Genomic DNA, 17,650 nt, shown 5'->3' with positions numbered 1-17,650 from the left:
CCCCACTACCCTGGAACCATGATCGTTACCCCGCGCTACGGTCATGGCGCTTTGTCCGATGTGATGCCGTCCGTCCTGGGAGCGCTCGGCGTCGCCGGCGAACACGACCGCCTCGACCTCGGCGTTGACGGCATCCGGAAAGCTTGTGTGCTGCTCGTCGACGGCCTGGGTTACGAGCAGCTCGTCGCCAACCCGACTGCCGCACCGTTCCTCTCCCGCTACACGGGCCGTTCGTGGACCGCCGGTTTTCCGTCGACCACCGCCACCAGCCTGGGGTCGATCGGAACGGGATTGCCTGCCGGTGAGCACGGTGTGGTCGGTTACCTCATGGCTCTGCCCGGATTCGACCGTCCCATGAATCCGCTGAAGTGGCAGTTGCACGGGCAGGCGGATCACGGCCACCAGCAGAAGGTGAACATGCTGACTGCGGCCGTCCCGGAGGAGATTCAGCCGCGGGCCACCGTCTTCGAGCGGGCTGCAGCGGACGGTATCACCGTCTCGCGCGTCGCTCCGTCGTACCAGAAGGACTCCGGCCTGACCCGAGCCGTGCTGCGCGGCGGCGACTTTCGGACCGTGGTGTCGGCGGGTGACCTCGTCGCCGAAGCGAGATCGGCGCTGATCTCGGACGACCGCACGCTGGTCTACGCCTACTACGCGGACCTCGACCTCACCGGTCACGTCCGTGGACCTCGTTCTGCGGCATGGGCTTTCGAGCTGTCGCAGGTAGACCGTATCGCGGAGGGCATCGCGAACGAACTTCCCCGCGATGCGGCCCTGATCGTCACGGCGGATCACGGCATGGTGCAGGTGGACGGGCACGTCGATATCGACGCCTCACCTGCGCTTCGAGAGGGCGTTCGGATGATCGCCGGAGAGCCGCGTGCGCGGCACGTGTTCGCCGACGCCGGTTCCGAAGCAGATGTTCTGGCGGCATGGTCCGATCTGGACGGATACCTGGCCGTCTCGCGCGGCGACGCCATCGAGCGTGGATGGTTCGGGCCGATCGTCACCGACGCGGTCGCCGAACGCATCGGCGACGTGGTTGCCGTGTCCCTCGGCCCCGGAGCTCTGGTCCGCCGCGGCGCCGAGCCGATGCAGTCGAAGCTCCTCGGCCATCACGGATCGCTCACGTCGGCCGAGATGCTGGTGCCGGCGATCGTGGTCTCACACGCCCCATAGCGCGAGGAGCGTCAGCAGCGAGGCAGTGAGCGCCAGCGGCTCGTCCAGCATGATGTGGTGTCCCGCACGGGGAATCACCACCACGGACGCGTTCTTCCCGAGAAGGTGATACATCTGCCTGTCGGCGTTCGGCCCCACGAGACCGTTCTCTGCGCCGAACATCATCGTTCGACAGCTCAGTTCGCCGATCGCGGCGACGTCCGGTCGAGCCCCGACGAACACGCGCGGGTCGAACTTCCACCGCCATCCGTCGGGTGTCTCGACCACCGACCGCTCGGCGACGTACTCGGTGATGAACGGTAACGAGTTCGGCTGATCGGGCACCGGCCGGAACCGGCTCACCAGTTCCGTACGCGTCGGGTAGGTGCGCACAGGGCCGAAGGCGCGTTTGTCCGCGGCAGCGCGCTGTTCCGGGGTCCGTTCGGTGAGCGGCGTGTCGATCACCGCGATGCCGGAGAATGCGTCGTCGAGACGCCCGGCCACCAGTGAGACCCATCCACCCATGCTGTGTCCGATCACCGTCGGAGGGGCCGGGAAGTTCGCCGTAGCGGTCACCGCGAGGGTCTCGCGGGCCCAGTCTCGCAGGTCGTACATCTCGCGGTGGCCGCTGTCGCCGTGCCCGGAGAGATCGAACGCCACTACCCGGTACGCGCGGGCGAGGACCGGCGCAATGTGGTCCCACCAACGGGAATTGGCGGCGCCTCCGTGCACCAACACGATTCCCGGGCGCGCCGGATCACCCCACGACCGAACCCGGATCGAGCACCCGTCGACGAGAAGATCCCGCTCGTCGGCAGGTGTGGACGTGGCGTCGACGAACCAACTCGGAACCGCTTCGCTCACACCAGACCTCGATCTCGCCGCAGAACTCCCAACAACTCTTCGTACGGGCCTACCACATAGGCGTGATCACCCGCGGCGAAACTCGTTCCACGCCGAGGAGGATGTTCCACGTCGCCGGTGGCTGTCCGCCTGAGTGCGATGACCCGTGTGTTGGCGGACAGTTGGTGCATCGCCATGCCGTCGAGTCCGCCGTCGGCGGCCACCTCGAGGCGGCCGACCATGAACGACTGGGTTCCGATCGAGAAGGTTCCGAGGACCTGCAGTCCGAGCGCCGCTCCGATGAACCACGGCGCCGCAAGCTCTTCCGTCGATCGGACGTTGCGAAACCCGAACCGGTGCGCCACAGCGTCACCGAGCGAACGGTCGAACACCCGCATCACGACGGGTACACCGGGCCGCCCTGGCGCGTCCGGCCACCGGTCGCCCAGTACCCCGCGAACGGCGATACCGGTTTCGATGTTGACCATGTCGTCGCTGGTCAGCACGGCAACCGCGGAGGCGTGCGCCACCCGCGCGTCGACGAGGGTGTCCGTGACCGTGGCGTCGCCGAAGATGACGGGTACACCGAGTGTCGCTGCAGCGGAGACGAATCGGCTGTTCGCCGACCGCTCGATCACCACGACGTCGCGTCCGCGCGATTTCAGTTCGCGCGCCACCCGAATGCCGAACGCGCCCAATCCGATCACTACCACGTGCCCGGTCATGAACCGCGCCGCACGTTTGCCGGCGGTCTGCGAGAGTCGTCGGCTGATCAGCAGTTCCGCGAGGAACGCCATCAGCAGCGCCGTGGTGGTGACTCCGGCAAACATCAGGACGATCGAGAACAGGCGCAGCCAGACGGCCTGATCGCTGAAGGTGAAGTCGCCGTAGCCCACGGTGGCGATGGTCTCGGTGCTGAAGTACAGCGCGTCGAGGATGCTCATCCCCGGCTTCGTGTACCCGACCCGCAGGATCGTCGACGAGATCACCAGCAGTGTCAGGAGAACGCCGAGCATGCGGAAGAAGTTGGGGTTGGTGTCCTCGACGAATCCGCGGACGGCCGCGCGAACACGATCGCGCCTGCGTGGACCGACGGACCGTTCGCCGACGTAGGCCCCCCGCTTCAAGGAAATGTGGGCGCGGTCGAAATCGTCGTCCGTACCGAGCATCGTGGCGACGTCGCCCGGACCCACGAGGTGATCGCGGCCCGGACACGCGATCAGGCCGCCGCCCGCGCTCACCACCGCGACAGGGGCCAGGTCGCCGTACAGCGTGCGCAGCGTGGACTTCTCCGAAACGTCCAGTTGCGCTGCGACGAAACCGATATCGGCGATCTCGACGTCGTGCACCGCGATCCCCAGACAGGCCTCGACGACGGAGGGAGCGGCGAGATCGGCGATGTCCAGCACGGCGCCGGGGCCGCCCCCGTGGTTCATCGCCCCGCCGACCGTCGCATTGGACAGCTGCGCCACGACGTTGACGTCCGGACGCAGTTCGCGTGCCAGAAGGGCGGTTTCGAGGTTCCACAGCTCGTCCTGTTCGACGCAGATGACGGCCATGGCCGTCGACAGTCCGGCCGCGGCCAACGCGTCGGCAATTCCGATTCCCGCGACCAGGTGCGGAACGTTCCAGCGTGCCGCGGCAGCAGTGAGTCGCGGATCGGGGGTACGACCCACGACCACCACCTGCTCACCGGACGCAACGAGCTGGTCGACGATGCGCATGCCGATGCCCGCCACACCGCACACGATGACGTGACCGTTCAGTTCGTCCATCGCTCGGGCCTCCCTCCTGGTCGGGACTGTAGCGCCGAATTCGAATCACGCCGATGCGAACTCTGTGCCTCCGCCGCGATTCGCCCTACGGTTGGTTGCATGTCTCTCGATATGCACTGGTTTCTGCCCACCTACGGCGACAGCCGCCTGATCGTCGGCGGAGGGCACGGAATGCAGGCCGGAACGGCGGGAGGCGATCGCCGCGCCACCATCGGCTATCTGTCGTCGATCGGTCGAGCCGCGGAAGAGTTCGGATTTCGGGGCGCGCTCACCCCCGCCGGTGCGTGGTGCGAGGACGCGTGGCTGACCACCGCCATGCTGTCGCGCGAGACGGAGAAGTTGGCGTTCCTGATCGCCTTCCGGCCCGGACTGATCAGTCCTACTCTCGCCGCGCAGATGTCGGCAACGTTCACCAACCACGCGCCCGGACGACTGCTGCTCAACGTCGTGACGGGCGGCGAAGCGCACGAACAGCGGCAGTACGGTGATCATCTCGACAAGGTGCAGCGCTACGAACGCACCGACGAATTCCTCGAGATTGTTCGCGGGCTGTGGCGCGGCGAGACGGTCACGCACCGCGGCAAGCACATTCAGGTCGAGGACGCGGCCCTGCCGTTCGTTCCGGATCCGACTCCCCCGCTGTACTTCGGTGGGTCGTCCGGGCCGGCCGGGCCCATCGCGGCCCGTCACAGCGACGTCTACCTCACCTGGGGCGAGCCGACGGACGCCGTCGCGAAGAAGGTCGAGTGGATCCGCGGGCTGGCCGCCGAGCAGGGGCGGACCGTGCGCTTCGGCATCCGGTTGCACGTGATCACCCGAGACACGGCCGACGCCGCCTGGGCGCAGGCCGGGCAACTGATCGAGGCCCTGGGCGAGGACACCGTGGCGACGGCACAAGCCAATCTGGCGCGCAGCGAGTCGACGGGGCAGCAAAACATGCTGGCCCTCCACGAGGAAAATCGTCGGAACGGTTCGTGGAAAGACGCACGCGCACTGGAGATTCGGCCGAACCTGTGGGCCGGTGTCGGACTGGTCCGCGGCGGGGCCGGCACGGCACTGGTCGGTAGTCACACCGAGGTGGCCGAGCGCATCGCCGAATACGCGGCGGTGGGCATCGACGAGTTCGTGTTCTCGGGCTATCCGCACCTCGAGGAGCTGTACTGGTTCGGCGAGGGCGTTCTGCCCCTGCTTCGCCGGCGCGGTCTGTTCGGCGACGGAACCGACACGCCTGCGTCGTCCGGTCACGTCCCGTTTCTGCCTGCACGGTGACGGTACTGGAGACGGCCCGAGCTCTCGGAGAGCAGTTCGCGGCCGGTGCGCCGGAGCGCGACCGAACTCGGACGTTGCCTCGCGCGGAGATGGACGCCCTGTCCGCGTCCGGACTGCTCGGTATCACCGTGCCAGCCCGGTTCGGCGGTGTCGAAGCATCGGTATCGGATCTGGCCGAGGTGTTTCTCGCTCTGGCCGAGGGCGATCCGAGCGTCGCTCAGATTCCACAGAGCCACTTCACGTTCCTCGAGGCATTGCGCTTGCAGGGGACGGCGGAGCAGCAGGCATTCTGGTTCTCGGAAGCGTTGGCCGGCAAACGCTTTGCGAATGCGCAGAGCGAACGTGCCACACCGGGAATCGACATCGATCTCACGACACTCTCGGACAGCGTGCTGAGCGGCGTCAAGTTCTACTGCACCGGAGCGCTTCTCGCCGACTGGCTCGTGGTGCGCGCGGTGGTCGGCGACGTGGAGGCACGGCCGCAGAACAAGGTGATCGTGTTCGTTCGGGCCGACGCTCCGGGCGTGACGATCGAGGACGACTGGGACGGTTTCGGACAGCGGACCACGGCCAGCGGGACCGTGCGACTCGACAACGTGTCGGTGGAATCGTCTGCGGTGGTGTCGTTCTCGCCCATCTTCACCGTTCCCACGACGTACGGCGCGCGGGCGCAACTGCTGCACGCCGCCATCGATGCCGGAATCGGTCGTGCGGCGGTACGGGTGGCTCGTGAGGCACTGGCGAAGGCCCGCCCGCACTTCGAAGCCGGAGTCGCCGACGCTGCAGACGACCCATTGCTGATCCAGCAGTTCGGTGACGTCGAGGTGGGCGTACGTGCGGCCTACGCCTTGGTGCGCGACGCCGCGCGCTCGATCGACGCGGCCGAGGCGGACCTGACCGACGCGGCCACAGCCGAGGCCTCCATCGCCACGGCGGCAGCGAAGGTAGCGTCGGTGCGGGCGGCTCTCGACGCGGCCGCCGCCCTGTTCGATGCGGGCGGAACACGCGCAGCCGCAGCGTCGTTGGGCCTGGACCGACTGTGGCGTGACGCCCGCACGCACACCTTGCACGACCCGGTGCGGTGGAAGGTGCAACACATCGGGCGGTACGCGCTGTCGGGGACGCGACCACCCAGACACGGCCTGATCTGAGCGGAACCCAGTGTTCGCTACTGCGCGGTTGCGCGAATGGGTCTTCCGAACTGCGTCCGCACCCCCGGCGAGAACAGCACCGAATCCGGGGGACGCGACGCGACGTCGCCCAGCCCTGCCGCGGCGAGCAATTCGTCGTCGCATCGCACGAGCGACGCGTCCACCAGGGACCACTTGCGATGGACGTTGGGGACGAACAGCAATCGCCCGGCGACGCGGGTGTGCATTCCCCACCGCGCGGTGAGAAACACCCCGAGCGGGTCGTCCGACATGTCACGCGATCCGCGCCGGACCGCGAAATCTGTTGTGGCGCCGCGACTCGGCGGGGCGATGCGCCTGCTTCGGAACCCGATCTCGCTACCGTCGTCGTCGATGTCGATCGACGACCATCGGTACTTGACACCGGCCGCGTTGGTGGCCAGTACGACAGCGGCGCGGCTGGCTTCCAGTGACCGAAAGACCACTCCCCTGCGCCCGTCGCCGTCGACCGAGTACAGCCGCACATTGATCTCGGGGAACGTCCCCACGTAAGGGATGGGGTGGCCGTAACCGAGTCCGGCGCCGACCATTTCGAACCCGATCAACCCGACCCAGGTGGAACCGTCGTGCACGTCGGGCGAGACTCCGTCGGGAAGCAGCGGGGCGACGAGGGCAGGGTCGACGCGCCAGTGCAGGAACGTCAGCCGTTCCCACCGCTGATCCATGACGATGGGCCTCGGTAACCGAGGTGGCCGGGGCCAGAGTTCGGCGTCGGGTGAAGCCATCGATCAGCTCCCGAAGAGGTTCTTGACCTTGAGCACCAGTTCGTACACACCCCACGCGAACGGCAACCCGACCCAGAGCCAGGCAACCGCCATGACCGGCGCGGGCGCCGATTTCTGCTCGCTCATGACGTGGCTCCTGCCTTCTCGACTTCGGGGTCCGTCTCCGAGAACTTCGGATCGACGGGCTTGATGAGTTCGTTCGCCACGAAACCGACGGCCAGGAGGCAGATCATGGTGATGAACGCCGGCACGTACCGGCTGGTGGTTCCCGGCTCGCCCGCGTCGGCGATGGCGTTGACGATCAGTGGGCCGAGCACCCCGGCCACGGACCAGGCGGTCAGCAACCGGCCGTGGATGGCGCCGACCTGGTAGGTGCCGAACAGGTCTTTCAGATACGCCGGCATCGTGGCGAAGCCGGCGCCGTAGAACGAGAGGATCAGCAATGCGCTGACGAGGAACAACACCTTGTTGTTGTTGGTGAACAGCGTGATGTAGAGGTAGAGGAGAGCGCCGCCGCCGAGGTAGATGCGGTAGATGTTCTTGCGCCCCACCAGATCCGATACCGAGGACCACAGGAATCGTCCGAGCATGTTGGTGAGCGAGAGGAATGCGACGAATCCTGCAGCAGCGGAAGCAATCGCCTCCGGAGCCGTGGGGTCGGGGAAGAAGTCGGTGTAGATGCCGGCGGCCCTCTCCAGGATGCCGATACCAGCAGTGACGTTGAAGCACAGCACGATCCACAGGAGCCAGAACTGGGGCGTCTTGATCGCGTTGGCCGCGGACACCTTCGCCGCCTGAACACCGGCCACTGCGACGGGCGGAGTCCATCCTTTCGGCTTCCAGTCGTCCGCGGGGACCCTGATCAGCACCACACCGAGTGCCATGAAGACTGCGTAGCCGATGCCGAGGGTGAGAAAGGTCTTGGCGATCGACGCGTCGGAGATTCCGCCGTAGGCGGTGAACAGCTTCGACGTGAGCGGCGAGGCGATGAGCGCGCCGCCGCCGAAGCCCATGATGGCGATTCCGGTGGCCATGCCGGGGCGGTCGGGGAACCACTTCATCAGGGTCGAGACGGGGCTGATGTACCCGATGCCGAGGCCGATGCCGCCGATGACGCCGTACCCCAGAATCACGAGCCAGAACTGGTCGAGGCTCATACCGAGGGCCGACACGAGGAGGCCGGAAGAGAAGAAGGTCAGCGACATGGCCATCGCCCAGCGCGGGCCGTGCGTCTCGACTCGGGTGCCGAGCACCGCGGCCGACAGACCCAGCATGACGATGGCCAGCTGGAACGGAATGGCCGTGAGGGTTCCGCTCAGTCCCAGCGACTTGTCGGACGAGATGGCCGCCTTGAACACACTCCAGGCGTATGCCTGACCGATGGCGAGGTGAATGGCGAGCGCGGCCGGCGGGATGAGCCAACGACTCCAGCCCGGCGGGGCGACGATGCGAGATTTTTCCAGTATGGCGGGAGACACAGTTCTGTGTCCCCAGTCATAGAACTATTCAAACGATCAACGTTTCTCGATCTGGTCTCCGACGTTGTGCGTGTTGTCGGCGGACAACTCCCGCGATCCGGACCGTGCGATGAGGTCGCCGATCTTGCCGTCCAGATCGACCGTGCGCTGCAACGCTCCGAGGGTCCGGTGATCTCGTTCCGCATCCGCGAGCTGATCGACGATGCGAGAGAGTGCGCCGACCCGGTCCACCAGCTGATCCCACACCGGAATCAGGTCGCCTTTGCGCAACAGCACCTCGCGGCGGCCGACCTCGTCGCGGGCATCTCCTTCTTCGAACGCCGCGGTCAGCTCCGTCTCGACGTCGGCGAGCTCGGTCACGTCGACGGAGATCTGGATCAGCTCTTCGCCGACGTCGAGTTGGCTTCGCTGAATCGCGAACACCTCCGACCGCCACATCTTCGACGCCTGAATCCGGTCGTGGTACGAGCCCGCGAGGAACAACATGGTGTCGAACCGGTCCGCGAATCGATCGGCGTCGCGGCCCGCGACCGCCCGAGCCAACTCGGGAACTCCCCGTCCGACCGGTTCGAGTCGATCCGCAGCCACACCGACCACGATTTCACGCGCCCGATCGAGCGGTCCGGGTCCGAGCCCGAGTGGCGTCGGCGTCCGTGTCAACGCGGTGAACAGCGCAACTCGCTGTTCGAGGTCGAGGTGAACGCCGTCGCGGCGGTCCTTGCGAATCGCACGAACTCCCCGCGCGTAATGATGGATGGACAGTTCGAACGTCGATTCCGCTTGTCCGTACCGCCGCGCCAGATGTGCGCGGCGCTGCTGTAGCGCGAGACGGGTGGGACCCATCCGCAGTCCGTCGAGCTTGCCGTCCAGCCAGTTCATCTCGTCGCAGAGCAGGCGCAGGGCTCCGAAGCCGCCGATCGACGGAAACAGCTTGCCCGAGCGGAGACGATTCAGGACGATCTGGCGCGTCTCGATATCCACCCGTCCCACCGCAATCAGCACCGCAGCGCGATCGGAGAGCACCTCGTGGCGACCGTCGAGGCGCGCGGCATCGCACCACGCTCTGATGAGATCACCGCGCCGGGTGCGCTCGTCGATCGGATCGTCTGAGTCGTCCATGCACTCCACTGTCCCAGAAGACCTAGACTGGGGCATCGTGACCAACACCGAGAATCTGCGTCATCTCGCCGACAGATACGGCGTCGCCACGTCGTACGAGGGATGGGACAAAGCGCGCCGCGACGTGAGCGAGAAGACCCTGCAACGGGTCCTCGGCGCACTCGACGTGCAGGCGACCACCGACGCCGACGTGGAGCAGTCCATCGCCGATCACGATGTGGCCGACTGGCGCCGCGTTCTCCCGCCCGTCGTCGTGACCACCGAGGGCACCCGCCCACACGTGTGGGTGCACGTTCCGCACGGCGGGAGTGTCACCGTGACCATCGAGACCGAATTCGGCGACACGGTCGGCGCCGAACAACTCGACGTCTGGTTCGACCCCCGCGAGATCGACGGAACCCTCACCGGTCGAGCCACTTTCGCACCCCCGGCCGATCTGCCGCTCGGGTGGCACACCCTGCACGCCACCGGTTCGGTGCACGCATCGTGCACCCTCGTGGTCACACCCGCGACTCTGTCCACCACCGAGGCCGTCTCCGACCGGCAGCGGTGGGGTCTGCTCACGCAGTTGTATTCCATCCGCTCCGAGAGGTCCTGGGGCGTCGGTGATTTCGGTGATCTGGCCGATATCGCTTCGATCATGGGCGAGAACCACGGAGCGGACTACGTCCTGATCAATCCGGTACACGCGGCGGCTCCGCAACCGCCGATCGAAGCCTCGCCCTACCTGCCGACCACTCGTCGCTTCTTCAATCCGCTCTACATTCGCGTCGAGAACATCGCCGAGACAGCGCAACTGAGCAAGGAGCGCTTCAGCAGGGTCACCGAACTCGCGAGCAAGTTCACCAAGGTCAACCACAAGACCAAACGGATAGACCGAACCCCGTCCTATCGAGCGAAGCTGCTCGCACTCGAATGGATCTTCGTGGTGCCGCGCAGCGCGAGTCGGCAGGCCTCGTTCGAGCGGTTCTGCACACTCGAGGGTGAGGGACTGCGCAACTTCGCGACGTGGTGCGCCCTCACCGAGAAAATGTCCGCGGACGATCCGCGGTGGACCACCAAAGCGGCTGGGCCGGAATCGGAGTGGGTTCGGGGGCAACAGGCGAAGTTGGCCGACCGTATCGAGTTCTACAGCTGGTTGCAGTGGATCTGCGACGAACAACTGCAGCAGGCGCAGGTTGCCGCCCTCGGGGCAGGCATGGACATCGGCGTCGTCCACGACCTCGCCGTCGGGGTTCAGCAACACGGCGCCGACGCATGGGCACTGGGATCGGCGTTGGCGGAGGGCGTCACCGTCGGCGCACCGCCGGACAATTTCAATCAGCAAGGGCAGCAATGGAATCAGCCGCCGTGGCGACCCGATCGGTTGGCCGAGCTGGGGTACGCCCCGTACCGGGACATGCTGCGGACGGTCCTGCGTCACGCCGGCGGCCTCCGTGTCGACCACATTCTCGGGCTGTTCCGTCTCTGGTGGATCCCCACCGACGCGAATTCTCCGGCCGAAGGCACCTACGTCCGCTACGACCACGAGGCGCTGATCGGCATCCTGGTGCTCGAGGCCGAGCGTTCGGGCGCCGTCGTGGTCGGTGAAGACCTCGGTGTGTTCGAACCCGTCGTGCAGGACTACCTCGCGGAACGTGGCGTGCTCGGCACGTCGATCCTGTGGTTCGAGAAGGACGCAGACGGCGCCCCCATCCCGCCCGAGGAGTACCGCCGTCTGTGTCTGACGTCGGTGACGACGCACGATCTGCCGCCGACGGCCGGCTACCTCGCGGGTGAGCACATCGACCTCAGATCACGGCTCGGGCTCCTCGAGCGCGACGTCGAGGAAGAGAAAGTGCACGACGCCGAGGGCCGGGACGCAGTGCTCGCGCTGGCTCGTGATCGGGGCCTGTTGGCCGACGACGCGACGACCATGGAGACCGTGGCGGCGCTCCATCGGCTGGTGCAGCGCAGTCCGTCACTTCTGCTCGGAGTGGCGTTGGTCGACGTGGTCGGTGAGCACCGGATCCAGAATCAGCCCGGCACCGACGAGACCCAGTACGAGAACTGGCGCATTCCGCTGGCCGACGCGGACGGGACGGCGGTCATGGTGGACGACCTACGTGACGCACCAGACTTGCTGGCGGACTGACACACGACCGTCCATCCACGCGGACGATCCGAATACCGGGTATGGACACCTCCGAGTTGCACACCGTCGAGAAGACCACCATGCAGCGCGTCGCCAGCTGGATCGCACTGCCCATGATGCTGGCCAGCCTCATCGCACTGGGGCTGTTCCTCACCGCCGCGGCGGGCGGGTTCGAGGGATGGTCGCTGATCTCGGGTATCGCGTTCGTCGTACTGCTGGTCGGCGGGTCCACCCTCGCGTATCGAAACCGCGCGGTGGCCCGCACCGACTAGCAGTCAGATGGTGCCGCGCAGCGATTCCTCGGTGTGCGGCGAGGCATCTGCGAGCAGGGCGCGCGCTTCGTCGAGGCCCTCCCAGACGTTCCACATGAGCACGCCCTGAACGACGCTCTCGTCGTTCAGGTAGTAGACGACGCCTTCCTTGGCGGGTTCCTTCCAGTCCTCGACGACCGTGAGCGAGCTGTCGAGGGTTCCGATTGCCTGGTAGCCGTCGTCGAACACGTCGGAGTAGAAGAGCGGCGTGTAGGTGTACGGGTCGGTGCCCCCGGCCATGATCTGCCCGACCGTCTTGCCCATCTGCTCCGCGTTGTCGACGTGCTCGATGCGCCGACGCCCCAGGATGGCGTCCGGGTAGTTGGCCACGTCGCCCGCGGCATAGACCCGTGCGTCCGATGTTCGCAGGAACTCGTCAACGACGATGCCGTTGTCCACGTCGAGACCGGCTCCGTCGGCCAGTTCGGTGTTCGGGGTGACGCCGAGACCGAACACGACGGCGTCCGCCCCGACACTGGTCCCGTCGTCGAGGGTCAGCGTGACCGACGATTCCGACTGGCTTCCGCCCGTCACCTTGGCCGATCGCTTCATCGTGACCCCGTGGTCGACGAACCCCTGGTCGAACGCCGACGCCAGATCAGCAGGGAACATGTGCGCACCGAGGGTGTCGTCCGAGGTCACGAGCGTGACCGTTACCTTGTTCTGCACCAGCGCCGACGCGATTTCGGCGCCGATGTATCCGCCGCCGACGACGGCGATGTGGCTGCCCTCCGTGGCCAACTCACGCAGGCGCCGGTAGTCGGCGTAGGTGCGGAAGTAGACGACGCGCGGTGTCGCCGGCAGGTCGATCGTCTTCGGCGTGGCACCGGTGGCCAGCAGCAGATTCGTGTATCCGTAGGTGTCGCCCGAGGCGGTGGTGACGGTCGAGTTCTCCCGGTCGATCGCAGACACGGTCGTCTCGGTGAAAACGGTGGCGCCGGTGTCCGACCCGGTGTTCAGCGGGACCTTGTCGGTGGTGAACTCGTCGTCGGTCCACAGCTTCTTGCTCAGGGCCGGACGCGTGTAGGGCTCGTCGATATCGGCACCGAGAATCCCGATGGTGCCGTCGGAGTCTTTCTCCCGAATGCCGCGAGCCGCGCTGTCGGCGACCATGCCGCCGCCGATGATGAGGTAGTCGAAAGTGCTAGTCATAGCTTCAAATACCCGAGGGGGACCCGGGTGAAACTGCGGCTTTCTTTCGGGCGGGGAATCACACGGGACGAATGCGCACGAACTCCCCGTACGGTTCGATCTCCACCGTCGTTCCCACAACCTCCCGCGCACCGTCGTCACGGTAGAGGGACAACACCCGCGCACTGTCTACGTCACCCGCCGCCGTCTGCACGGCGACGCGATTGTCGTCGGCGTCCCGCGCGACGAGGAAGGCCTGCCCAAGCGATCCGTCCTTCGCGTGCTCGACGGTCGCGGTCTCGACCACGACACGGCCGGCGGTCTCGGCAACCACCACGGGGCCGGACGGTTCCAGGACCACCGGTTCCGGCGTACCGATGTACCCGTCGGGATGCGGCGAGCTTCCGAGCAACACCGAGTGTTGGTAAGTCATGTATCCGCCGTTGGCGTGCACGAGGGCGGTCTTCGCGCCCGACCTGAGTGCCTTCGTGACCGCGGCAACGGAGTGCAGAGAGTAGCTGTTGAGCGGACCACCGAACGACGAATGTCCGCCGGTCACCGAAAGAACAGCGGAACGAGGCATGCCGAGATGCAGGGCGGCCATCTTCGGAACGATCGGGAAACAGCTGTAGACGTCGACGATGTCGAGCGTGGTCCCGTCGACGGAGGCCGCGGTGAGCGCACGGTCGAGTGCCGACGTCAGTGCATCCGACATCCCGAACGTGCTGCGCTGCAAAATGTCCTGTGTATCCGTGACACCGGCTCCGCCCCAGACGTACACGATCTTGTTCTCCGGCACACCCGCGCTGCGTGCCGCGTCGAGGGAGGTCACGATCACCACGGCGGCCTGGTCCACGTGCGGCATGGCGTTCATCGACAACGGATACGGTTCGCAGACCATCCGGTTCTTCGGACCCACCGTGGCGATGTCCTGTGCACTACGCGCTTCCCGTTGCCACGCAATGGGATTCGACGCTGCGGCACTGGAGAACGCCGAGTACATTGCACTCGACCACGCATCGGCCTCCTCGACCGACTGGCCGAGATCGAACCGGAGCCTGTTCTCGAACAGCGGGTAGATCCGCACCGGGACCACGGTGCCCGCGTGTTGCATTGCGGCACTGCCGAGTTGGTCGAGGTCGAAGTGCGGCGGGCCGCCGGGGTCGCGACTCCACCCGCCGTCGACGACGGGGTCCCTACCGGCTTTCTGCATCGCGCTCACGGACGCTTGGGCTTCGCCGCCGGCGATCACGGCGACGGTCGACTCCCCCGACGCGATGCGCGCCGCAGCCGCGTCGAGCAGCTGCGCCGGCCACTGGCCGCCGATGGGTGCCGAGAAGGTGTGCGCCGGTGATGCGCCGAGCCGCGTCGCGAGGGCAGCCGCAACGTCGTGGTACGCCCAACTCGCGACGTTCGAGGCGGAGACGCTGTCTGCGTCGGCGAGAAGGCGCGCCTGCGAATCGATTTCGGCGTGGGACGCGGCCTCGAGGATCAGTTCGATCGGTTCCCGTGGCGTCGTCGGGTCGCCCCGCACTTCACCGACACCGACGACGACGGGGACGCGGCGCGGGTCAGCCACGGGCGGACAGTGTCGTTGCCAGCTCCGACACCTGGTCTCGTGCGGCGCTCAGGCTCTGCCGCGCGTCACCGATCAACGGGGCCATCGCCGGAACGCGGCCGGCCAGTGTCCACTCCGCCAGGACCACGTGGACGTCCATTCCGAAGACGGTTCCGAACACGTGCTGGAGTGTGGGCACCACGAAATCCGTTCCTGCGCCCGGCGTTCCGTCGGCGTAGGTGTTTCCTCGACTGCTCACCACCACGATCGGCGTTCCCTCGAGCGGCTTGGTGGGACCGTCGAAGGGTGTCGTCACCCCGGGCACGTGCAGGTAGTCGATCCATGCCTTGAGCGTCGACGGCATCGACCAGTTGTACATCGGTGCGCCGACCACGACGACGTCCGCGGCGATCACCTCGTCGATGAGCTCGGTCTGGAGCGCCTCGGCGGCCGGGTCGACGGACTCCTCGGTGGTGCGCAGGCGCGGCGGCCAGTGCAGCGCGCTGCTCGGAAGGTGCGGCAGCGCGTCGACGTGCAGATCGCGGCGGACCACGGTGTGACCTCGCCCCTGCGCCGACCACTCCTCGGCGAAATGCGACGTCAGACCGCGGCTGGTGGACCGCTGCAGGTCGGCGGACGAATCCAGATGGAGCAGCACAGGCACGATGACCCTCTCTTTCGACAGGTGTCATCGTCGCATGGAGTCGAGCATGCGAATCGGTCCACATCGTCGTCCGGGGACGGAATCGCGTCTGGAGTCGACGATCCTGAACGACGGCGCACGTCCGTCACCACATGCCGACGTGCAGGGAGCCGGTGACGGCCGGGTTCGGTTCGGTCGCACCGACAACGAACACTCCCCCGCCTCCGTACCCGTCACGGGTCAGTGCCACGGCCACAGCGTCGAGACTCTGCGCGTACTGGCCCGGCGGCGACCCGATCGGATACGAATCCGCGACCGCAACGCCGGCGTCGTCGAACCCGATCAGCGCCACGAAATGCCCGACGGGCCAGGACCACGGCACTCTCGGATCGTCCGCGTCGGCGAAGAACGAGGTGTGCACGTTGGCGATCACCACCACCGGGTCGCCGTCGGCCAGGCTCGCGAGAAGTCGTCGCACACCGTCCCCGGTGAACCGTCCGGTCACAGGGACCACGTGCACCCCTGCGAGTGCTCGGTGGACACCGTCGGCGTCGGTGCCCGACCGATTCGGGTCGTCCGTCGTCGGCAGGCCCGCCCACTCCACAGTGCGTGGCATGACCGAGGCGGGTCGATACGCGGGGAGGTCGTGGGGGTACACGAGCGTGCCGGCGGATCGGGCGATGTCGGTGATCCCCGGCGACGCACCGGTGAGCGCTCGCAGCGCCACGTCCACCCAGAACGGCCCGCACAACTGCTCCGGTTGGGGCAACGACGATTGTTGCTGGGCCAGAACGCGTTCCGATCCGGGCAGGTAGCGCACTCAGTATCGCCAAAGGTGCGCGTCGACGATCTCGGCGGTGGTCTTCCCCTCCGCCCACGCCGCATCGGACGCACGCACCGCGGCGAACGCGCCGTACATCTGCGGGCCGAGAACCGCTCGCACGCGGTCGTTGTCGGCCAGCGCGGCGGCCTGCGCGGATGCGTCCGTGGCGAGCGCGACGACTCCTCGCTCGGATCGCTGGGCCTCGGACCACCCGCCGACGTCGTCTCCGATGGGGTCCGGCACGGCGAGCTCGTCGGCGATGCCCGCCAGACCGGCACCGATCACGACGGCCAGCGCCAGATACGGATTCGACGACGCATCCGACGGTTTCAGTTCGACGTTCGCGTTCCCGGCGCCGAGGAGTGCGCCGCCCTGGACGTAACGCAGTGCGGCCTCGCGGTTCTCCACACCCCAGAAACCGTAGGCCCCGGCCCAGAACCCCGGGCGGCGTCGTAGCAACGACGCCTCGGACGGGGCGGTGACAGCGATGACCGCCGGCAGGTCACGCAGGATCCCCGCGACGTATGCCGCTCCCTCCGTTGCCATCTCGTGCGGCCCGTCGCCGCTGAGGAGGTTGACGTCGTCGCGCCACACCGAGGTGTGCAGGTGCCATCCGTTGCCCGGATTGTTCTCCCGCGTGACGGGTGAGAAGCTCACGCGCAGACCGTGAGTGCGCGCAGCGGCGTAGATCGTCTGCCGAGCCAGCAGTTGATTGTCGGCGGCACTGACCGGGTCCACCGCGGCCAGGCTGAGTTCGAACTGGGATTTGCCGAACTCGGCGTGCAGCTGTCCGATGGCAACGCCGTTGACGCGGAGGTCCTTCAACAGCGCGCGCACGAAATCGTCGACCTCGACGAGTGCGCGTCCGCTGTACGCGGCTCCGGACTCCGCCGGCGACGGGCCTCCGTCGGGAGCGAACACCGAGAACTCCATCTCGTACCCGGCCCGGATGGTCAGGCCCAACTCCGCCGCCGCCTCCACTTGCCGGGTCAGCACTGCGCGCGCATCCCACGGCCACGGGTCACCGTTGCGGTCGAGTTGCCGCGCCGCCGCCCACGCCAAACCCGGTTGACCAGCCAGTGGCGCCAGCGTCTCGAGGACCGGCAGAACCCGGAAGTCGCCGGACGGCCGCGACAGCTCTTCGAAGCCGGCGGTGATGGTGTCGTGGGTATCGAAGACCGGGAAGATTGCCGCAACACCCACGCCCTTGCGCGCAACGGACGCAAACTCTTCCGTCGTGACGATGCGTGATCGCACGATCCCGTTGTTGTCGAACCAGGCGATCGTGACGCCGACGATGCCGCGACCGGCGAGGGCATGTGCGATCGAGATCGGGCTCTGATTCGTATCGATGAACTCGGGCATGCGTCGATCTTGGCCCAAATCAGTGGAACTTGTCGGTACCTGCCGATAACCTCCCGGCGGGTCGTTCCGCAGGCTCCACTCCTGTCCCGATGAGTTTTGTCCTGTTCGGCAGTCGTAACCGCACCCGA

Annotated in this window: 16 protein-coding genes; 5 read left to right on the top strand and 11 right to left on the bottom strand. The window is 67.0% G+C overall.

The window, feature by feature from the left end:
* The first annotated feature begins 18 nt into the window (after window positions 1–18).
* Window positions 19–1,179: an alkaline phosphatase family protein gene (locus tag IEW02_RS06465; RefSeq protein WP_188543803.1), complete on the top strand. Its 1,161-nt coding sequence runs from the start codon at window positions 19–21 to the stop codon at window positions 1,177–1,179.
* On the opposite strand, the gene IEW02_RS06460 is transcribed toward IEW02_RS06465, so the two are convergent.
* Window positions 1,165–2,022: an alpha/beta fold hydrolase gene (locus tag IEW02_RS06460; RefSeq protein ID WP_188543802.1), complete on the bottom strand. Its 858-nt coding sequence runs from the start codon at window positions 2,020–2,022 to the stop codon at window positions 1,165–1,167. The two genes, IEW02_RS06465 and IEW02_RS06460, sit on opposite strands and share 15 nt — an antisense overlap.
* Complete coding sequence (locus IEW02_RS06455) at window positions 2,019–3,767, bottom strand: NAD-binding protein (protein ID WP_188544067.1); 1,749 nt, start codon at window positions 3,765–3,767, stop codon at window positions 2,019–2,021. The genes IEW02_RS06460 and IEW02_RS06455 overlap by 4 nt, the downstream gene beginning before the upstream one ends.
* A 108-nt stretch (window positions 3,768–3,875) precedes the next feature.
* On the opposite strand from IEW02_RS06455, the gene IEW02_RS06450 reads away from it, so the two are divergent.
* Both IEW02_RS06450 and IEW02_RS06445 read left to right on the top strand, forming a co-directional pair.
* A complete protein-coding gene (locus IEW02_RS06450; protein WP_188543801.1) occupies window positions 3,876–5,045 on the top strand; it encodes an LLM class flavin-dependent oxidoreductase in 1,170 nt (389 codons plus the stop codon).
* Complete coding sequence (locus IEW02_RS06445; RefSeq protein WP_188543800.1) at window positions 5,042–6,196, top strand: SfnB family sulfur acquisition oxidoreductase; 1,155 nt, start codon at window positions 5,042–5,044, stop codon at window positions 6,194–6,196. Before IEW02_RS06450 ends, IEW02_RS06445 begins: the two co-directional genes overlap by 4 nt.
* A gap of 17 nt (window positions 6,197–6,213) precedes the next feature.
* On the opposite strand, the gene IEW02_RS06440 is transcribed toward IEW02_RS06445, so the two are convergent.
* From IEW02_RS06440 to IEW02_RS06430, 4 genes are read right to left on the bottom strand one after another with little or no spacing between them, the layout of a single operon-like run.
* A complete protein-coding gene (locus IEW02_RS06440) occupies window positions 6,214–6,960 on the bottom strand; it encodes a YqjF family protein (protein WP_229745803.1) in 747 nt (248 codons plus the stop codon).
* Window positions 6,961–6,963: 3 nt separating this feature from the next.
* Window positions 6,964–7,086 (bottom strand): MFS transporter small subunit, encoded by a 123-nt coding sequence (locus IEW02_RS25325; RefSeq protein WP_268236704.1) that lies wholly within the window; start codon window positions 7,084–7,086, stop codon window positions 6,964–6,966.
* Window positions 7,083–8,438 (bottom strand): OFA family MFS transporter, encoded by a 1,356-nt coding sequence (locus tag IEW02_RS06435; protein ID WP_188543799.1) that lies wholly within the window; start codon window positions 8,436–8,438, stop codon window positions 7,083–7,085. Before IEW02_RS06435 ends, IEW02_RS25325 begins: the two co-directional genes overlap by 4 nt.
* 36 nt (window positions 8,439–8,474) lie before the next feature.
* Window positions 8,475–9,557 carry a hypothetical protein gene (locus IEW02_RS06430; RefSeq protein ID WP_188543798.1) on the bottom strand — a complete coding sequence of 361 codons (1,083 nt, stop codon included), beginning with the start codon at window positions 9,555–9,557 and terminating at the stop codon, window positions 8,475–8,477.
* 37 nt (window positions 9,558–9,594) lie between these two features.
* Between IEW02_RS06430 and malQ the strand changes: the two genes are divergently transcribed.
* Window positions 9,595–11,691 carry a 4-alpha-glucanotransferase gene (gene malQ / locus IEW02_RS06425; RefSeq protein ID WP_188543797.1) on the top strand — a complete coding sequence of 699 codons (2,097 nt, stop codon included), beginning with the start codon at window positions 9,595–9,597 and terminating at the stop codon, window positions 11,689–11,691.
* A gap of 41 nt (window positions 11,692–11,732) precedes the next feature.
* A complete protein-coding gene (locus IEW02_RS06420; RefSeq protein ID WP_229745802.1) occupies window positions 11,733–11,963 on the top strand; it encodes a hypothetical protein in 231 nt (76 codons plus the stop codon).
* Between the two features lie 3 nt (window positions 11,964–11,966).
* Here the strand turns inward: IEW02_RS06420 and IEW02_RS06415 are convergent, their stop codons facing one another.
* From IEW02_RS06415 to IEW02_RS06395, 5 genes are all read right to left on the bottom strand, one after another.
* Window positions 11,967–13,154, bottom strand: a complete 1,188-nt coding sequence (locus IEW02_RS06415) for an NAD(P)/FAD-dependent oxidoreductase (protein ID WP_188543796.1) — start codon at window positions 13,152–13,154, stop codon at window positions 11,967–11,969.
* Between the two features lie 58 nt (window positions 13,155–13,212).
* Window positions 13,213–14,712: a TLP1 C-terminal extension domain-containing protein gene (locus tag IEW02_RS06410; protein WP_188543795.1), complete on the bottom strand. Its 1,500-nt coding sequence runs from the start codon at window positions 14,710–14,712 to the stop codon at window positions 13,213–13,215.
* On the bottom strand, window positions 14,705–15,355 hold the full coding sequence (locus IEW02_RS06405; RefSeq protein WP_188543794.1) for an FMN-dependent NADH-azoreductase: 651 nt from the start codon (window positions 15,353–15,355) through the stop codon (window positions 14,705–14,707). Before IEW02_RS06405 ends, IEW02_RS06410 begins: the two co-directional genes overlap by 8 nt.
* A 124-nt stretch (window positions 15,356–15,479) precedes the next feature.
* Window positions 15,480–16,154 (bottom strand): DUF6885 family protein, encoded by a 675-nt coding sequence (locus IEW02_RS06400; protein ID WP_188543793.1) that lies wholly within the window; start codon window positions 16,152–16,154, stop codon window positions 15,480–15,482.
* On the bottom strand, window positions 16,155–17,522 hold the full coding sequence (locus IEW02_RS06395; protein WP_188543792.1) for a type I glutamate--ammonia ligase: 1,368 nt from the start codon (window positions 17,520–17,522) through the stop codon (window positions 16,155–16,157). It abuts the gene before it with no gap.
* Between the last annotated feature and the right edge of the window lie 128 nt (window positions 17,523–17,650).

The sequence above is a fragment of the Rhodococcoides trifolii genome (assembly GCF_014635345.1).
GTDB classification, from domain to species: domain Bacteria; phylum Actinomycetota; class Actinomycetes; order Mycobacteriales; family Mycobacteriaceae; genus Rhodococcoides; species Rhodococcoides trifolii.
This window is presented reverse-complemented; position numbering and strand designations above follow the sequence as displayed.

Excerpts from the sequence above, each read along its gene's own strand:
- IEW02_RS06465 (WP_188543803.1), top strand. The coding sequence starts at position 19 with ATGATCGTTACCCCGCGCTACGGTCATGGCGCTTTGTCCGATGTGATG.
- IEW02_RS06450 (WP_188543801.1), top strand. The coding sequence starts at position 3,876 with ATGTCTCTCGATATGCACTGGTTTCTGCCCACCTACGGCGACAGCCGC.
- IEW02_RS06440 (WP_229745803.1), bottom strand. The coding sequence starts at position 6,960 with ATGGCTTCACCCGACGCCGAACTCTGGCCCCGGCCACCTCGGTTACCG.
- IEW02_RS25325 (WP_268236704.1), bottom strand. The coding sequence starts at position 7,086 with ATGAGCGAGCAGAAATCGGCGCCCGCGCCGGTCATGGCGGTTGCCTGG.
- IEW02_RS06430 (WP_188543798.1), bottom strand. The coding sequence starts at position 9,557 with ATGGACGACTCAGACGATCCGATCGACGAGCGCACCCGGCGCGGTGAT.
- IEW02_RS06420 (WP_229745802.1), top strand. The coding sequence starts at position 11,733 with ATGGACACCTCCGAGTTGCACACCGTCGAGAAGACCACCATGCAGCGC.
- IEW02_RS06415 (WP_188543796.1), bottom strand. The coding sequence starts at position 13,154 with ATGACTAGCACTTTCGACTACCTCATCATCGGCGGCGGCATGGTCGCC.
- IEW02_RS06395 (WP_188543792.1), bottom strand. The coding sequence starts at position 17,522 with ATGCCCGAGTTCATCGATACGAATCAGAGCCCGATCTCGATCGCACAT.